The 17,444-nt window shown below is 39.6% G+C and carries 17 protein-coding genes and 2 pseudogenes; 8 read left to right on the top strand and 11 right to left on the bottom strand.

Going from position 1 to position 17,444, the window contains the following annotated elements:
• Window positions 1-115: 115 nt before the first annotated feature.
• A complete protein-coding gene (gene nifK, locus VB732_RS02910; protein ID WP_323229312.1) occupies window positions 116-1,651 on the bottom strand; it encodes a nitrogenase molybdenum-iron protein subunit beta in 1,536 nt (511 codons plus the stop codon).
• Between the two features lie 200 nt (window positions 1,652-1,851).
• A pseudogene (locus VB732_RS35930) lies at window positions 1,852-2,019 on the bottom strand (nitrogenase molybdenum-iron protein alpha chain); the annotation flags it as partial.
• 178 nt (window positions 2,020-2,197) lie between these two features.
• Between VB732_RS35930 and VB732_RS02915 the strand changes: the two are divergent.
• From VB732_RS02915 to VB732_RS02925, 3 genes and pseudogenes are all read left to right on the top strand, one after another.
• Window positions 2,198-3,541: pseudogene (locus tag VB732_RS02915) on the top strand (site-specific integrase); the annotation flags it as partial.
• Between the two features lie 73 nt (window positions 3,542-3,614).
• Window positions 3,615-3,878: a hypothetical protein gene (locus VB732_RS02920; protein WP_323229314.1), complete on the top strand. Its 264-nt coding sequence runs from the start codon at window positions 3,615-3,617 to the stop codon at window positions 3,876-3,878.
• A 412-nt stretch (window positions 3,879-4,290) separates the two neighbouring features.
• Window positions 4,291-5,235 carry a protein kinase domain-containing protein gene (locus VB732_RS02925; protein WP_323229316.1) on the top strand — a complete coding sequence of 315 codons (945 nt, stop codon included), beginning with the start codon at window positions 4,291-4,293 and terminating at the stop codon, window positions 5,233-5,235.
• 144 nt (window positions 5,236-5,379) lie between these two features.
• Here the strand turns inward: VB732_RS02925 and VB732_RS02930 are convergent, their stop codons facing one another.
• On the bottom strand, window positions 5,380-5,949 hold the full coding sequence (locus tag VB732_RS02930; RefSeq protein ID WP_323229403.1) for a Uma2 family endonuclease: 570 nt from the start codon (window positions 5,947-5,949) through the stop codon (window positions 5,380-5,382).
• A 54-nt stretch (window positions 5,950-6,003) separates the two neighbouring features.
• Between VB732_RS02930 and VB732_RS02935 the strand changes: the two genes are divergently transcribed.
• Window positions 6,004-6,096, top strand: coding sequence for an element excision factor XisI family protein (locus VB732_RS02935; RefSeq protein WP_323229318.1), 93 nt, complete (start codon window positions 6,004-6,006; stop codon window positions 6,094-6,096).
• Window positions 6,097-6,162: 66 nt separating this feature from the next.
• Here VB732_RS02935 and VB732_RS02940 read toward each other — a convergent pair whose 3' ends face one another.
• On the bottom strand, window positions 6,163-6,702 hold the full coding sequence (locus VB732_RS02940; RefSeq protein WP_323229320.1) for a DUF2267 domain-containing protein: 540 nt from the start codon (window positions 6,700-6,702) through the stop codon (window positions 6,163-6,165).
• Window positions 6,703-6,952: 250 nt separating this feature from the next.
• Between VB732_RS02940 and VB732_RS02945 the strand changes: the two genes are divergently transcribed.
• Window positions 6,953-7,750 carry a dienelactone hydrolase family protein gene (locus VB732_RS02945; RefSeq protein WP_323229322.1) on the top strand — a complete coding sequence of 266 codons (798 nt, stop codon included), beginning with the start codon at window positions 6,953-6,955 and terminating at the stop codon, window positions 7,748-7,750.
• Between the two features lie 38 nt (window positions 7,751-7,788).
• Here the strand turns inward: VB732_RS02945 and VB732_RS02950 are convergent, their stop codons facing one another.
• The 5 genes from VB732_RS02950 to VB732_RS02970 form a co-directional block, all read right to left on the bottom strand.
• The gene (locus VB732_RS02950) at window positions 7,789-7,920 is read right to left on the bottom strand and encodes a hypothetical protein (RefSeq protein ID WP_323229324.1); all 132 of its coding nucleotides are present in this window, start codon (window positions 7,918-7,920) and stop codon (window positions 7,789-7,791) included.
• Window positions 7,881-8,528 carry a class I SAM-dependent methyltransferase gene (locus VB732_RS02955; RefSeq protein ID WP_323229325.1) on the bottom strand — a complete coding sequence of 216 codons (648 nt, stop codon included), beginning with the start codon at window positions 8,526-8,528 and terminating at the stop codon, window positions 7,881-7,883. The genes VB732_RS02950 and VB732_RS02955 overlap by 40 nt, the downstream gene beginning before the upstream one ends.
• Before the next feature lie 105 nt (window positions 8,529-8,633).
• A complete protein-coding gene (locus tag VB732_RS02960) occupies window positions 8,634-10,817 on the bottom strand; it encodes an ATP-binding protein (protein ID WP_323229326.1) in 2,184 nt (727 codons plus the stop codon).
• A gap of 281 nt (window positions 10,818-11,098) precedes the next feature.
• Window positions 11,099-11,524, bottom strand: coding sequence for a hypothetical protein (locus tag VB732_RS02965; protein ID WP_323229327.1), 426 nt, complete (start codon window positions 11,522-11,524; stop codon window positions 11,099-11,101).
• A gap of 36 nt (window positions 11,525-11,560) precedes the next feature.
• Entirely contained in the window at window positions 11,561-11,866 is a 306-nt protein-coding gene (locus VB732_RS02970) for a hypothetical protein (RefSeq protein WP_323229328.1), read from the bottom strand.
• A 269-nt stretch (window positions 11,867-12,135) separates the two neighbouring features.
• Here VB732_RS02970 and VB732_RS02975 point away from each other — a divergent pair, with 269 nt between their 5' ends.
• On the top strand, window positions 12,136-13,326 hold the full coding sequence (locus VB732_RS02975; RefSeq protein WP_323229329.1) for a hypothetical protein: 1,191 nt from the start codon (window positions 12,136-12,138) through the stop codon (window positions 13,324-13,326).
• Between the two features lie 46 nt (window positions 13,327-13,372).
• Window positions 13,373-13,882, top strand: a complete 510-nt coding sequence (locus VB732_RS02980) for a DUF6653 family protein (RefSeq protein ID WP_323229330.1) — start codon at window positions 13,373-13,375, stop codon at window positions 13,880-13,882.
• Between the two features lie 715 nt (window positions 13,883-14,597).
• Here VB732_RS02980 and VB732_RS02985 read toward each other — a convergent pair.
• On the bottom strand, window positions 14,598-15,554 hold the full coding sequence (locus VB732_RS02985; protein ID WP_323229331.1) for an orange carotenoid protein N-terminal domain-containing protein: 957 nt from the start codon (window positions 15,552-15,554) through the stop codon (window positions 14,598-14,600).
• Between the two features lie 486 nt (window positions 15,555-16,040).
• A complete protein-coding gene (locus VB732_RS02990; protein ID WP_323229333.1) occupies window positions 16,041-16,691 on the bottom strand; it encodes a TraX family protein in 651 nt (216 codons plus the stop codon).
• A gap of 170 nt (window positions 16,692-16,861) precedes the next feature.
• On the opposite strand from VB732_RS02990, the gene VB732_RS02995 reads away from it, so the two are divergent.
• Entirely contained in the window at window positions 16,862-17,440 is a 579-nt protein-coding gene (locus VB732_RS02995; RefSeq protein ID WP_323229334.1) for a hypothetical protein, read from the top strand.
• The last annotated feature ends 4 nt before the right edge of the window (window positions 17,441-17,444 follow it).

Consider the following 17,444-nt stretch of genomic DNA (forward strand, 5'->3'; position numbering starts at 1 on the left):
GCATTGGGCATTGGGTGTTTTCCCAGTCCCTAGTCCCCAGTCCCCAGTCCCTACTCCCCAGTCCCTACTCCCCTTCTTTACCCTTTAATTAACACGTTGTGTTTCTACGCAATTTCTAACGAATCAAGTCGTAGGAAATATCTGTCTTAGAAGGAATGTTGGTGTTGCGATCGATTTCTTCAAACAGAGTGTTTACAGTCCAGTTGAGGAGGTTGATTATACCTTGATAACCAATGGTGGCGTAGCGGTGTAAGTGGTGGCGATCCATGATGGGGTAGCCGATTCTCACGAGGGGAATCTTGGTGTCGCGCCACAGGTACTTACCGTATGTGTTACCAACTAAGAAATCTACTGGTTCGGTGAACAACAGTGAACGCATGTGCCACAAGTCCTTACCAGGCCAAACAGTTGCATGTTGACCGAAGGGGCTAGAAGCAAGCAATTCTTTGATTTCTGCTTCAAATACTTCGTTGCTGTTGTGAACCAAGATATGCACAGGTTCAGCACCCATTTCTAGCATAAAGCCAACAACGCTGTATACTAAATCTGGTTCGCCGTAGATAGCGAAGCGCTTGCCGTGAATCCATGAGTGGGAATCAGTCATGGCATCAACTGCACGACCGCGTTCGATTTCCAATTCTTGAGGAATGGGGATACCACTCAATTCGCTGAGTTTCATCAAGAATTCATCAGTACCCTTAATGCCCCAAGGACGGGAAACTGAGGTTGGTTGCTTCCACTCTTTTTCGATGTACTCGCGGGTTTTGAGGGTAGAGTGTGCTTGCAGAGCAATTGTAGCTTTAGCATTAATTGAATCTTCTGCATCTTCTAGCTTTGTTCCACCTGGATACATATCGAACTCACCTGTGTTTGGTGAATCCAGGTAGTCGCTGTTGTCAGCTAGAATGGTGTAGTCAAAGCCGAACAGGGAAGCAATCCGCTTGATTTCGCGGTTGTTGCCTACATAGGTGTCAAAACCTGGGATGAAGTTGATTTTACCATTGCTGGTTTCTTTCTTATGACCTGCTGTCAGGTTAGAAAGAATCCCCTTCATCATGTTGTCGTAACCAGTGATGTGGGAACCGACAAAGCTAGGGGTGTGAGCGTAAGGTACTGGGAAATCTTGAGGAACTGAACCAGCTTCCTTGGCGTTGTTGATGAAAGACTGCAAGTCATCACCAATTACTTCTGCCATACAGGTGGTGCAGACAGCGATCATCTTGGGCTTGTAGAGTTGGTAAGAGTTCGCCAAGCCGTCAATCATGTTTTGCAGACCACCAAACACGGCTGCATCTTCAGTCATTGAAGAAGATACACCAGAGAATGGTTCTTTGTAGTGACGGGTTAAGTGGGTGCGGAAGTAAGCAACGCAACCTTGAGAACCTTGAACGAAAGGTAGAGTACCTTCAAAACCAACAGCAGCAAAGATTGCTCCTAGTGGTTGGCAGCCTTTAGCAGGGTTAACGGTTAAAGCTTCACGAGCGAAGTTCTTTTCACGATAATCCCAACCCTTTGTCCACTCTGCAACCCGTTGTACTTCTTCGGCTTCGTGACCGTTTTCAAACTGCTTTTTGTTTTCAAATAGCTGTTGGTACTCAGGCTGGTGGAATAACTCGACGTGATCTTGAATTTTTTCTGGATTCTGAGGCATTTCTTCTGGACTCCAAGGTTACTGAATTCTTTTACTGATTGAGGTGCGAGTGGGGAGTAGGGAGTGGAAATATGATTCAAAATTCAAAATGCAAAAATCAAAATAAATTTTTAATCTTTCAATTTTGAATTTTGTATTCCCAACTCCCCCCTGGGGTTTTAGCCCCAGGTTATCCTTACTTATCTCACTCTCCCATTTCCCTAAACGGCAGCCTTAGCCTTAGCTTCAGCCTTCTTAGCCTGAGCTTTTTCATTCCAAGGAGCGCCAATTAATGCCCAGGTTGGGCTATTGAGTGCCAAGTCCATATCGCGTGCGAAGATGGCGAAGCCGTCATAACCGTGATAAGGGCCGGAGTAATCCTTTTTGTGGTTTAATTCTTTTCAACAGCCTAATGTTTGCAGTAAACAGTGTCAGCGATAAGCATTGTTTTCTGAGAACACATTTATTTTTAGCCTAAATATAGGCTAAAAACACAGCATAACTAGGTTCAGGACTCACGCATCATCTAAATGTTGTCCTGAACCAAGGCGATTAAAAAATCGCCTGTTTTTTTGCTCATCTCTGCAAGCACAGCAGCAAAAAGAACACATGAGAACGAAAGTACTACTAGAATTAGAGAAGGTTAATCTGCGTTTGAAGTCTGCAAAGGCAAAGGTGACAATTAGAGAATCGAATGGAAGTCTGCAATTACGGGCGACGTTACCAATTAAACCGGGAGACAAAGATAGCAATGGTACTGGGAGAAAGCAATACAATCTCAGTTTGAATATTCCCTCTAACTTAGATGGACTCAAGACGGCTGAGGAAGAAGCTTATGAATTAGGCAAGTTAATCGCTCGTAAAACGTTTGAATGGAATGATAAATATTTAGGTAATGAGGCAATTAAAAAAGAATTTAAAACTATAGGAGAATTACTCGAACAATTTGAAGAAGAGTATTTTAAAAATCATAAACGCACAACGAAAAGCGAACATACTTTTTTTTATTACTTTTCCCGCACCAAGAGATTTACGAATTCTAAAGATTTAGCAACTGCTGAAAATCTGATAAGTTCAATTGAACAAATTGATAAAGAATGGGCTAAATATAATGCAGCTAGAGCGATCGCAGCATTTTGTGTGACATTCAATATCGAAATTGATTTATCGAAATATTCCAAAATGCCTGAGAATAATTCCCGCAATATACCGACCGATGCAGAAATATCTGAGGGAGTTATCAAGTTTGAAGATTACCAACATAATAGAGGTAATCAAGTTAATCAAAACGTTCAAGATAGTTGGCAACTTTGGCAGTGGACTTATGGAATGTTAGCAGTTTTTGGTTTACGCCCACGGGAACTTTTTATTAATCCTGATATTGATTGGTGGTTGAGTGCAGAAAATACAGATTTGACATGGAAAGTTGATAAAGATTGTAAGACTGGTGAAAGACAAGCATTACCATTATATCGGCAATGGATTGATGACTTTGATTTGAGAAATCCGAAGTATTTGGAGATGTTGAGGAGTGCGATCGCTAAAAAAGATAATACAAATCATGCTGAGATAACGGCGTTAACACAGCGAGTTAGTTGGTGGTTTCGCAAAATAGGTTTGGATTTTAAACCTTATGATTTACGTCACGCTTGGGCAATTCGGGCGCATATTTTGGGAATACCAATTAAAGCGGCGGCCGATAATTTGGGGCATAGTGTGCAAGTTCATACCCAAACTTATCAGCGTTGGTTTTCGCTAGATATGCGGAAGCTGGCAATTAATCAAGCTTTAAGTAAGAGAAATGAAGTTGAATTGATTAGAGAGGAGAATGCTAAATTGAGGATGGAGAATGACAACTTGAGATTGGAGATTGAAAAGTTGAGGATGGAAATGGTTTATAAGCAAAGTTGAATTTACTGACAAATAATACCAGTTTTAGATAATTTGCTATGATTTATAGGTGAGAAATCATCAGTTAAAAACTATGGCATTAGAAATTCTGAACCAAATACTTAAGCAGCTTGAAACACTTGAAATAAAAGAACTTCAGCAGCTTAATCAGACAATTCAAAAGTATCTTGCTGATAATGAAGAAACTCTTAAGCAAGCAGCATTTCATCAAGCCCTGATCGATTCTGGTTTAGTAAAACAAATCAAGCATCCTACTTACGAGCCATTAACTGAGCGACGACTAATTCAGATCGAGGGAAAGCCTATTTCTGAAACTATCATTGAGGAACGTCGTTAGATGGCAATTTACTTCATAAACAGTAGCGCATTAGTAAAGCGTTATATTAGCGAAACTGGATCAGTTTGGGTTTTAGGGCTATTTGATCCGGCTCTCAATAATTAGGTATTTATTGCAGCAATAACTGCTGTAGAAATTATAGCAGCAATTACCAGGCGATCGCGCAGTGGAAGTATTAGCATTACAGATACGAGAATAAGACGTAATCAGTTCAAATGTAATTTACAGAAAAACTATCAAATTTTTGAAGTCACAGAAAATATCAATTACCAATAAAATTAAATTTTAGCTGTGAATAATAAGCAAAAATATTATGCAGAGGCGCAGCTAATAGAGATAGTATAAATAAACATTGAGTGTTAATAATAAATTTAGCATGATTGTATGATGTGTCATTAAAGGCAGAAAAAATATGAAAATTACTTTTAAAGAATCTATTGGTCATGGAATGTTTGGAGATATTTGGGCTGGAGATGATGAGATAGGAAGAAATGTGGCTATCAAAGTTATTCGAGAGTCAGGAGAAGGTGTATCTACTATATTGCAACATGCCCAAGCTCTTGTTAGGGCAAAGCACACAAACGTTGTGGACGTTTATTCTATTGAATATCTTGTACTCCCTGATTCTGAAAAAGGAACAAAATGTATTGTTATGGAACACATAGATGGTGTTTCGCTGAGAAAAAGAATAGAAAAGAAACTCACAGCTAAGGAGGCTTTTAACATTGGTGAACAGATTCTTGCTGGAATTAAGCATATTCACTCTCAAGGGCTAGTTCATATGGACTTACATGAAGAGAATGTCATGGTCAAACAAGACGACACAGTTAAGATTATTGATATTCTTTATATGAATTCTATGTCGGAATTAGCTCCGAATGCTCAAAAGCAACGCTTAGATTATGATATTAGGCAACTAGACTGTATTCTTTCTTCATTAATCTATAACTCTGAATTAGGCATAGTGGGTTATGATGAACTTAGAAAAATGCTAGGTAAACCAGAAAGCATTGCAAAACTTGAAAGAAGCTTTTTAGACTTATTTACTAATGTAGCGAGTGATTTAGACAGCATTACTGATTTATTTGGGTTAGATCCTTTAAAGCTGCGCTCATATAAGTTTAAGTCTGAGTGTGAACATGATGTAGATTCTCTTCGACAATTACTAGGAAGAGAAATGGTCAGCATTAGTAAAACAATCAAAATATTCCCAGATACTGAGGTTGAAATAGTGACAACCCTTGAACTAGAAGCTCTTAGAGATAAAATGAGGCAGGTTGAAGATGGTCACGTAATGGTTCAAACACTTTTACATAAAGCAGATTATACAGGTGAGAGAAACTTCGATATATGGTAATTATCTTAAATATAAAGAAACAACAAGTGCAATCGCCTCTCTCTTGTGGCCTGAGTGTGTAAGTCTTAAAATCATCTTTAGCAACCCCTGACCTCAACCGTTAACAGTGAATGCGATCGCATCCCTCCTGTAGCGTCCATTCATTCACTCAAAAACAACGCCGCGATAAATTTCTGCCATCGGCAAATCAATACTAACTGAATCTAAAGTAATAGATAGCTCTAAGCCACTAAAATCACTGAGCAACCAACCTTTGGCTTGTTTACTATAGCGTTCAACAAAAGGTTCATCCTGCTCGACTAATAAATATTCGCTAAAACCCTCAATTGAGCGATACATCCGAAATTTACTGAGTCGGTTGCAATCTGCGGTGGAAGGAGATAGGACTTCAACAATCAGCACGGGATTTAACACTTCATCTAAACGATCGCCATTCAGTTGCGGTTCGCCGTCAAAAACCATTACATCTGGGTATACTCCGCGTCGATGTTCGGGAATCCACAGCCGTAAATCGCTGTTAATTGGCTCAAATTGAGTATCGCGCATCACAGTACTAAAATAGGTCAGAATGTTCCGACCAATGCGGCTGTGTTTAACGGTTCCTCCAGGCATGGGTACAATTTCTCCATCTCGATATTCGTTGCGTCCTTCGGCTTTTTCTTCGATCGCACGATATTCATCCAAGCTGTAGCGGCGCGAGATGGTAGAAATCATAGGTCGTAAGCGATCGCATTGGCTATATGACAACAATATTATTTTGTCACAGAATTGGTTGTGAGCGAGGGAGTGCCTAAGCAAGATATTGCGATCGCATATCATGCACCTCACGTAAGACAGTATACAGAGTTTGCTGTCGGATAAACCTATTGAAAAAGCCTGTTTGCGATCGCTATCCACAAACAGACTTGACTTTTTCTAGCTTTCTAATTAAGCTTGCTCCCAAAGCTGACGTACATAATCAGGCAGTGCGCCAGCAATTTCCTGAATCCGCTCTGGGGAAAGTTCGTCTTTGGTAGCAGAAAATACTGCTTTAACTGCCTGTTCTGCCTCGACTGATCCTGGAACCCCTCCTTCATTCGCAACCCGCGTTAGAAATAGCTTGGAGTCAATTCCAATGGGAGCCGGCCCTTTTAAAGGTTGACGGATTTTACTTAAAAATCTCACAATGGGATTGGTGTCTTTCCAGAGTTCAGCCACTTCAAACTGGAGTGCTTTTTCATCTGTAGGTATAGCTTCTGTATGCAGTTCTGACTCGACGCGATCGATTGTGTCCGCAGTCATTAAGTCACGCATAACGCGATATACAACTTCGGTAAAGTCTCTTGCGTCATACAAATCTGCAAATCCGCTTTTAACCATCACCTTTTCAAGAAAGGAGTGATGTTCGTCTGCGATCGCAGTTCGAGTATCTTCAATCTCTGTTGGGTCAACTTCTGGAATATTTGTTCTAAAACTTTGATCTGGCATTGTTTTTTCTTCTGGTTATTAATTTTGAGTCTTTATGCTTACTTTATGTAAGGTCGCACAAATCAAAAACCCTTGGAATCTTCCAGAAGTTTGAGATGGTATCTATTCAAAAGTTAGAAATTTCTTTGATCTGCTCATAGCTGTAAAATCATGGTTGAGGTGAGGAGAGCAATACTGCTGATGTTTGTGCCCGTCTGTGCCGAAAACCAGTCAAAATAAATGAGTTGGTATAAAATCAGCCGAAACAAAGATGCTAGAAACAACAAACATCGAAATTAACACTTCCTATGTCAAAGTACCCAACGATGACTTAGAAATCGATGCTTACTTAGCTCAACCAGCACAGAACGGGACTTTTGGCGCGATTATAGTCTTTCCAGAAATTTTTGGAATCAATAGTAATATTCGAGATATCACCGAACTAATCGCTAAACAAGGTTATGTAGCGATCGCTCCAGCAATGTATCAACGTATTGCTCCCGGTTTTGAGGCTGATTTTAGCGCTGAAGATGTTGGGTTTAGTCCAGAAGCATATCGGCTTGGGTTGGAATATTATCAACAAGTGAAGTATCAAGAGATATTCAGCGATATTCAAGCTGCGATCGCTTACCTCAAAACTTTACCCAATGTCAAAGATAATGCGATCGGTGTCATTGGTTTCTGTTTTGGCGGTCATGTTGCTTACATGGCTGCAACTTTACCCGATATCAAAGCCACAGCTTCATTCTATGGCGGTGGAATTACCACTTCTAGTTATGGTGAAGAGACTCCAACCATTAATCGTACTTCAGAAATTAAAGGTACTATTTATACATTTTTTGGTACAAGAGATGCATTAGTTTCCCAGGAAGAAAACGAGCAAATTGAGGCAGAATTAAAGAAACATAAAATTAATCATCGTATATTCCGATACGATGCAGGGCATGGATTTTTTGCTGGATTGTTCAAAGATAAGTATCCATTTATGGAACAACATCCAAGCTACAGTCCCGAAGCCGCTCCTGATGCTTGGAAACGTGTTCTAGAACTGTTTCAAAATAACTTGTAAAACTAAATGATGTAGATTGTGGTGTCTTTTTATTAAGTCTAATGCACCACAATTTCAGTGACAAAATCTTGAGTAATAACGCACATACTGCGATCGCACTCTTGTTCAATGAGTGCGATCGCAATTGCTTTTAAGCTTTTGAGTTTTTCAGCAGGAATTGACAACCACATAAAAATGGGTTTGGACTGTCTGTGCGATCGTCCACAAGCACTTCAATGGGAAGTTTGCTGTTGTAAATCAATTCGTCATAATCCATCAATGCATCCCACTTGATTTTGCCAGTCGGGAAGCCTAGCTGTGAAGTACCATCAGCGATCAACTCTTGCCATTTTTGAATCTCTGGATCTTGCGATTTGCAGTAATCGAGAATGGCAATAAATGCTCCAGGTTTAGTAACTCGTAGGATTTCTTTAAGAGCAATAACTGGATCTTCAACGACACAGAGGGTAAATCCCGACGCTGCTGCATCAAAGCTATTATCAGGAAAATCAAGATTGCAGAGATCCCCTATTTTAAGGGTGATGTCTGCGGATACGCGCTTTTTACGTGCTTCATCCATCATCTTCTCAGAAAAATCAATACCCACAACATTTACCCCTTCCGGGTAAGCTGAAAGATTAAGACCTGTTCCTACCGCAGCATCTAATATAGTTTGTCCTGGCTTCAGTTGCAAAGAATCAATTAGAGGTTGGCGCTCAATGTGCCAATAACGCTTCATAATCGCGTCATAATCCACTGCTCCTTTATCGTAGGTTTCAATCACCTGATTTATCTGCATAGGTTCCTTAATAAATAGAACTACTGACTTCATCTATCTGAGGTATCATAATATTTATAAAGCTTGACTGCCGTAATTGTCACTAAGTAACTTGGCAATTCCAAATTAAACCTTTAGCTGAAGAGGAATCTGAATGATAAACTCGGTTCCAACACCTGAAGTTGAGAAGCATTCAAGTTTGCCGCCATGTTTTTCTGTGATAATTTGGTAGCTGATCGACATACCCATTCCGGTTCCTTTGCCAACTGGTTTGGTGGTGAAAAAAGGATCGAATATTCGTTGCTGAAATTCTTTAGAAATACCGACTCCATTATCAGCGATCGCAACTTCTAACCATTTTGAATTAATTACAGATGTGCGAATCTTAATTTGATTGGGGTTTTCCTCGATCTCCTGATAGGTACGCTTAGTATTATTTTCTTCTAACGCATCAATCGCATTTATTAAAATATTCATAAACACCTGGTTGAGTTGTCCGGCATAGCATTCTACTAAAGGTACAGAGCCGTAGTCTTTAATTACCTCAATTTCAGGTTGTTCTGGTTTAGCTTTAAGGCGGTGTTGCAAAATCATCAAAGTACTATCGATGCCCTCATGAATATCGACATTTTTAAACTCCGCTTCGTCCATGCGGGAGAAGTTTCGCAGCGACAATACAATTTGACGAATGCGATCAGTGCCTACTTTCATAGAAGACAACATTCTTGGTAAGTCTTCTTGCAAAAACTCTAGATCGATGTCTTCGGCAGCCATTTGAATTTCAACCGCAGGGTTAGAATCATACTGCTGATACAATTGCACAAACGTTAATAAATTCTGGGTATATTCTTGTACATGAACGAGGTTGCCATGAATAAAGTTGACTGGATTATTAATTTCATGTGCGACTCCAGCAACTAGTTGTCCTAGACTAGACATTTTTTCACTTTGAATAACTTGAGATTGAGTGCGCTGCAATTCCTCTAATGCATTTTTGAGTTCAGTGGTACGTTCTTCTACTCGCTCCTCTAGTTTTTCTTTGCTTTTTTCTAAGGCAGTAAACGATTCATGCAGTTGCTCTGCCATGTGATTGAAAGAGTTAGAAAGGGTATTAAGTTCTTGAATACCGCTAGTTTCTACTGTCTGAACTAAATTGCCAGATGCCATTTCCTCACTTGCCCAATTTAGGCGCAGAATCGGGCGGACAATCCAATAGGATGTAAACACACCCATCACTGAGGCAATAATCAATGCGCCAAAACAAAGTGCGATCGTAACGCCCGTGTTGGCATTAATTTGCGCCATAAATGTGTCTTCAGGCACACTTACTACCATCAGCCAATTCAAGCCATACTCGTCACGCCAAGGTAGAACATTGACAAAATGCCGTTTTCCTTGCACCTCAATTTTAAAATCTGTGTCTTGGGTGATAGATCCAAACCCAGAGGTTTGGAGGTATTTAGCAATGTTTTGTATGATTGGGTCAGAACTATCGATCGCACTCAATCGCCGGATATCTTGATTGATCAAAACAAAAGGCTTCTCTGTACCAGAACTGGCGATTAATGTGCCATCCCGCTCCATAAGGAAGACTCGCCCAGACTGACTAATATTCAAATTGCGTAAAAAATTGCTGAGTTTTAGCAGATGGATATCTATAGCAATCATTCCCAGTAAGCGATTTTGCGAATCATAAATGGGACGACTAGCAGAAGCGGCAATGTAGGGGCCACTAGGATAATTCCCAGTTATAATCTTTGTCCAAATAGGTTTACCAGCAGCAATGGGTTGGGTATACCAAGGTTCTTTAGAATTTTCCCAATCCCACCGAGCATTGACCTGAGTTCGATTACCTTGATTATCTGTGGCATAAGTGAAAGTATTATTAGGAGGCTTGGCAGTCCAATCGTCAATAGTGATTGTCTTGCCGTCATAACGAGCTGCTCCCAGTCCTTCACCCGTTGTTAGTCCCATACCAATATAAGTCAAGTCATAAGCCTGTATTTGATCCCAAAAATACTTACCCAGGGTTTGGCGATCGCGCACGTCCAATATTCCCCTGCTGATGGCATTTGCATTGATCTGATTAAGGGTTTGGGGAATGGAAAGATAAGAATTCAGATGTTCTTTTACTACCTCGCTGGTGCGATCTATCAACTGTTCTGCTAGGTTGTTAACTGCTCTTTGCCCGTTTTTAAAGGACAAATAACCCACTAAACTAACCGCTCCAAAAATTTGGAGCAAGAAGGGAACAACAAGAACAATCTGTAAAGGGAACGCTTTACTTTTGTGGGGATAGTGAGTCTTCATTACTGGAAGCTGGAAGTTGTAGTGATTTGATTTACTTCTATAGTTCCCAAGATGCCTACAGACTCATCTTTTTTAAATCTTTTCTTTTTCTTAGGCTGCTGTAGGCTGTTTCGCAATGACAACTAATTAGCCGGACACGAGCTAACAGAAAAATTCTCAATCCAAAATCTAAAATCCAAAATAGTATAAGGTGCATTGCCCTTTGGACAACACACCATAATCTCACTTTGCATCTATGCAATTATTTGGGTTTGACAAAGCTTTGAGTAATTGCACATATCCTAACTTGTAGCTGCTGGTTTCTTTCCATTCTTACCCTCCACACTGGCAACAAATGACGGTTGCTCAGTATTAGGAGTTGGCGCATCGCCTCGCAGTCCCTTACGACGCTGGCTTTTAGGAACTCCTCCCGCCATGCCATACTCGACACTGCTTTTACCATATCGAGTGCCAACTGCCATTAGCATGTGTTCTGTCATATCTCCTAACTGGTCTTCTGTATCTAGCATTTCCCGATACAATTTATCTAAGCTAGAAAGGGCACTATTATATGCATTTTCTCTAGTTCGCATCGTTTCAATCAGGGTTGAAAAGGCAGGTAAGCTGAGTCCATTGCCTAAATCTAAATTTGGATCGATAGAGTTGATGCTGGCTGCACGACGCACTGCTTTTTCTAAAATTAGGGAAGTTCTTTTTCTCCGAGCCATGAGCTACACCTTGTAATACAATACGGTTAATATTCTTTACCTTAAGAGTTTTACGTATAGATTGGGCTGAGAAAATTCCGGCAAATCTGCAATGCTTTTGCTACAAAAGCGATCGCTGTTACAAATGCGCGAATTACTGAAATGAGTAAGCAAACTGGGGTTTGAGAAAGTAAAAGCTGCTTTTGCTTGCGGAAAACACCAAAATGAATAAGCAAAAGCTTGTTTTACTTGCGGAAAACACCAAAATGAATAAGCAAAAGCTGCTTTTGAGTAAGCCAAAGCAGCTTTTGCTTGCGGAAAACACCAAAATGAATAAGTAAAAGCTGCTTTTGAGTAAGTCAAAGCTGCTTTTACTAACTAAATTCAGCTTTAGTTATATTTTTAGGCTGTAATAGACAACAAGGTAGTAGCAATTCATCAATTGCCCCTACGTCAGATGTGCTTCAAATACTGTCTTTATCATTGCGAATATCTGAGGACTCTATATATTTAGAGAAAGTAGAAAAATGCCTGGTAAATTTACCGGATTCTATTATTTTTTTTAGAAGAATACCTCATCTACGTAACTTTCGGGTTTCGCAAAGATGTATTAACTTATAAAGGAACTTTTTATGACATCTCAAGTTTTTCGCGGTATTAACTACACTCAACAAATCATTTCAGAAAGCGATCAAAAAATTCTAGGTACTGCCAATCCAGACTGGTTGATTGTAGAAGGCAGCAACAATGTTGTGAATACGCGAAATGGCAACGATGTCGTCTTGCTAGGAAGACAAATAGACGGAATTTTTACTCTTGATACTAGCGTTTTTAATGGTGAAGTCTTGCAAACTAGTCCACTAGCCTGTAATCAAGATGAAGTTGATGCAACTGTTCGGACTGGAGCAGGAGATGATTATGTCAGTTTAGGAGCCGGAGATCATAAAATTTATTTGGGCAGTGGCAACAACTTTTTAGACGATTATGGTGGAAACTACCTGTTTGATTCTGATGATAATATTATTGGTTTGAAGGCAACGCCAAAATTAGTTTCCTCAGCAGGATCGGGAGACGATATTTTCTATTTAAGTGGATTTGCCAACCGAACAATTAATGCCGGAAAAGGTAACAACTTAATTTTACTGGGAAGCGGAGATGCTAACATCAATACAAGTTCTGGAAATGATGTTATTAGCAGTGAACTTTCAATAACAACTTACATTTTTTCAGGCGCTGATTTACCATTGTATAACCAAACCATAAATGCTGGAGATGGTGACAATCAGATTGCTGTTGCTCCTTATGGCGAAACCACAATTAAAACTGGTAAAGGCGAAGATTTTATTCTTGCTTATGGAATCCCTGGTTCAAGTTCTGTAAATATTTCAGCAGGTAATGGCAATAATACAATCGTTACGACTGATACCAACAGTATTATTAAGTCTGGTTCTGGTGATGACTTAATTTTTGCTGGTTCCGGTGATGACACTATCTTTGTTGGAAATGGCAATAATTTAATCAATCTGCGGGGAGAAACGGTTTCTCTTCCTAACCCTTTAGCTACGGATACAAACCTATTTGGTTCATCTGTTGAAATAATAGGCGGAGGGAATGATAAAGTCTATTTGGGTCAAGGAACAGATACAGTGATTCTGGGAAGCAGTGGCTTTGCAACCATCTATAATTTTGATTGCAGCGATCGCTTAAATGTCAGTGGATTAAACGCCAGCTTCAGCCGGATCGGTAATGACACATTAATTAGTTCAGGCTGTAATTCTTTGGGAATTCTCAAAGGGTATACAGGTTCAGTAGGCTTAGTATAAGGGTAGACTTAGGGTAGCTAGCAGCGATCGCTAAGGAGATATACCAATGACTCTTGAAAGAAAGGTAGCGGAAGCTTTTAGCATGAGTGATGATGCTTGGATACGTCATGCTAACCCTTGGAGTGGATGGACACGTTTTCTTACTGCCCTACCTCTGCTAATTATTGCAGTCTGGAGTCGCGTTTGGTTAGGTTGGTGGTCACTCATTCCTGTTGCGATCGCTGTTTTTTGGATATGGTTGAACCCACGCATCTTTCCCAAACCACAATCAACCAACAATTGGATTTCCAAAGGTGTTCTTGGCGAACGAGTCTGGTTGAATCGCGATCAAATTCCAGTTCCTCAGCACCATCATTTTATGCCTAATATTCTGAACGCTATCTCTGCTTTCGGTGGAATTGTACTTGTTTGGGGCTTAATCGTACTCAACATCTGGATTACTCTGTTAGGTTTTACGCTAGTTACGCTAGGTAAACTTTGGTACATTGATCGGATGGTGTGGCTTTACAGCGATATGAAAGACGTAAATCAAGAGTATCAAAGCTGGCTGTATTGATACCATTCGCAAAATAAGCATAGGCTCACTTATAACCTAACTAAGGCGATCGCTTAACTGTATAAACAAGACTTACTACGCACTAAAAATTTGAAACATCTATATTTTTGGATTGCGATGGCTAGTTTTGATCGTTGTGATGGTAGTGCGATCGCATTACATAGTGCCAAAAGGGAGCAATCCAAATAGCTGCTAGAAATTGCTAAAACATGACAAAAGCTCGGTTTTAGGTAAACCGAGCATGAATTGAAATTTTATTTGATGATCGTCATGACACTTATAGCGGTTCCCAACCTAGTGAGGTACGTTTTCAAAGCTACTAACCTTGGTAAACAAGATTTGGGTGTACCTCAGTAGACTAGGAAACGCTATAAAGGATGTTTGAAAAGTTCTTAGTGATGTATCAAATCCTTTTAGATCCCCCTAAATCCCCCTTGTAAAGGGGGACTTTGATTCCAGTTACCCCCTTTCTAAGGAGGGTTAGGGGGGATCAATAAGTACCTAAAATCACAGCCAGCTACTTTTTAAACAACCTCTTAGAAGATGTTTTAAAAGCCCCGAAAGTTATAATTTCGTAGTTCTACGTGGGTTAAGTACAACGCCAAATTAAGGTTTTAGCTATGTACTAATATGCAATGATTTGCTAACTATCAGAGCAAAAAAATCTTTTAAAACATCATCTTAGACAAGCGCAATTTAATAAAGCAAAGAAATTTTACTTGCGAGTTAGATTAAGCAGTTCTTTGGGAGAAGCAAGTAAATCAATAGCCACAAAGTAAATTTGACCTTGAGGATCGAGTAAAAATCGCCAAGCAATGTTCATCCCAACATTACCTCCAAACCAAGGAGTTTCGACTGTACCAGTAACTTTATGCTGTGTGTAACCATCTTCTATGGATTCCGAAACACCTTTGGTTGGCTTCATCACTAACCCTTGTCCTTCATCTCTTAGGTAAGCAGTGATAGCTTCTCGACCAACAATTGGTTTTTGGAAAGGTGGTTGCAGCGCACCATTGTTAGCAAATAAAGCAACAGCAGCTTCAAAGTTATCTGCATTCATAGCTTCAATGTATTTTACCACCGTTGGTTCTGTAACTCCCTCAATAGTAAATTTGGGACTTACAGATGAACGTGGAAAATTAAAGTTTATTTGTGCCTGTTTGTTATCAGCCAGAGACGGATCAAACCCCATATTTACTACAGTATTGCGTAGTACAGTAATTTGCTGACTCGAATCGATTTTCTGAACAGCTTCTAGCACTGCTTTAACTTCAGTTGACATTTGATAGCCAGATGGCATAGGAGCGACAATACCCTGTTTCATCCACTCTCCTAACTGCCACCAGAATCCTAGCTTGGCGTTGACTCCAAAGTATGCATAGGAACGGCTGATAGGAGTATCTGCATTACTCGCTAAATCTCTCATTAACTGCGTTTGTTGTTCATGAGACATCCGCTTAATATCGTTGAATATACCTTCCATTAATTGGAGATTTGCTTTTCCGGGAGCAGCTGGAGTAATTGTCCGACCTAGTTCAGCGTAGGCATACCAGAGAAATGCCAATTGATCGTCAATGTTGAGTTTAGCAAACATTGCTGTAGTGGCTGGAACAGCATCTGCCACTTGAGTACTAGAGAAAATATTGCGTGCAGATTCGATAGTATAATTCATGCTTGTTACCTCAAAGATTTATCTATTCAGTAGTTGCTTTCGGCTACATTTTGTAGTTTTAGGGATAAATCTAGGGCATTTCTTCTAAATGACACAATTATCCCTAGATATTCAAATCCGAATTATTATTCACTATGGCATCATAGCTGGTAAACGTTAACAAAAGACTAAGATTTATCTAATGAATATCATTGAATGAAACGTATATCTACTATTTGTTTTTCAATTTCTGGTCAAATAAAAGTAGTTTCTGAAAAAAGTATCCTTCTAAAGGAAGATATTTGCCTCTTTAGGGTATATCTATCTAGATAAATATATCTGCTTTTTGAATGTTCCGGTAATAAGATAAAATTTTGCGATCGCTTAAATCAGTTTTTTTAATTACTGTATATGTTGCAGGCTTAGGGAATGCCTCTGGTTTAATCTTTTTGCTGTCGACTTTGGCTTGAACTATGATCTGACAGTCACGCTGATCAAATCTTCAATCTACCTGGACTGTATTAAATAATAAATTATACCTAAAACAATTAAATGAGCCGGATAGAATAAATAAAACCATTTAGCTCGTGAACCTTGTTTACCATTGAACTGAAAAACAATGAATCCAGCAAAAATTGCCCAATGTTGAAATATATTACGGATAAATAAAGTTCCTAAAATAAACTCAAAGATGCACCAGCAAAGCAACCAGACACTAGGCTTCAGTTTGTCTGTTAAAGACATCAAGAAAATTACTCCAATCCCATAGGCTCCATATTCGACCCCCAAACTCTCAGCAACTGCTGCACTCAATCCAATAATTATTAGTTGCTGCCATAATTGCGAATAACGCCTTATTAAGCGCAACATCACAAGTCCAAGAACAAGCGTGTAGAGAATATTAAGTGATAAACTCCGAAAAACAAAACTATAAATAGGCTGAGATATAATTGCTGTAATTAATAGTCTGCTACCATAGCGGTATATATTTTGGGTGTGTTTTTCACCTTTAGCTAGAAGCCATGCAAACAGAGGAAAGCTCAATCGTCCAATAAAGTGCAAGATTCTTAACTCTGGCATTAGCAAATAGCACACATGATCCATAACCATGAACACTGCGGCTAAGATTTTAATGCTAAAAGCTGAAATTTTAATCACAACGTTACAGTTACCTTGGATTCCTTGATATAAAATCCATAAAATTTTATTATTAATTTAATATAATAGTTATTCAAAATCCTCGCAATTTGATAATATTAGCAAAAAGGGCAATGTCTACGATGGGTTGATTCCGCGTCACCCTCTTCAGCAGAAAATGCAGAAACACTATGGCAAAGCGTAAAAAAAGCAATCTCCAGTGGATAAAAGAAACGCTTGAACTAAAACCTGACCATCGCTGGGAATCTCCATCAGGTTACAAAATATTTGTAGCAGATCGAGGCGCTGTTCGCTTCAATGTTCCCCAAGATTGGATTCTTGAGCCACAAGAAAAATCTTTCAAGTTCCTCGACAAAAAACCACCTGACGAAGATTGCTGTCTAGAAGTATCTTTCAATCGTCTACCACCCAACGACTGGAGTCAGTTTCCGCTCAAATCTACATTGAAAAAAGTGATGGAAGACGACAGTCGCAACGTCATTGCTAAGGGAGAAATTGTTACCATCAAGCGCCAAACAGCTAGAATTGTCTGGACAGAGATGAAGTTCATTGATGTTCAGGAAGAACCAAGGGAAGCATTTTCGCGGACTTGCATTGGTTTAGGGTCAAATGTTCAGTGCTTGATTACATTCGATTATTGGGCAGATCAAGCAGAACAATTAATACCCGTTTGGGATGAAGCGATGCGTAGCCTGACGCTAGGGTTGTATATTCGTGACCCGATGACTGGTCTAGCTTTTCCAGACTGAAGCC

Source organism: Nostoc sp. UHCC 0252 (genome assembly GCF_034931145.1).
Classification (GTDB): Bacteria; Cyanobacteriota; Cyanobacteriia; order Cyanobacteriales; family Nostocaceae; genus Nostoc.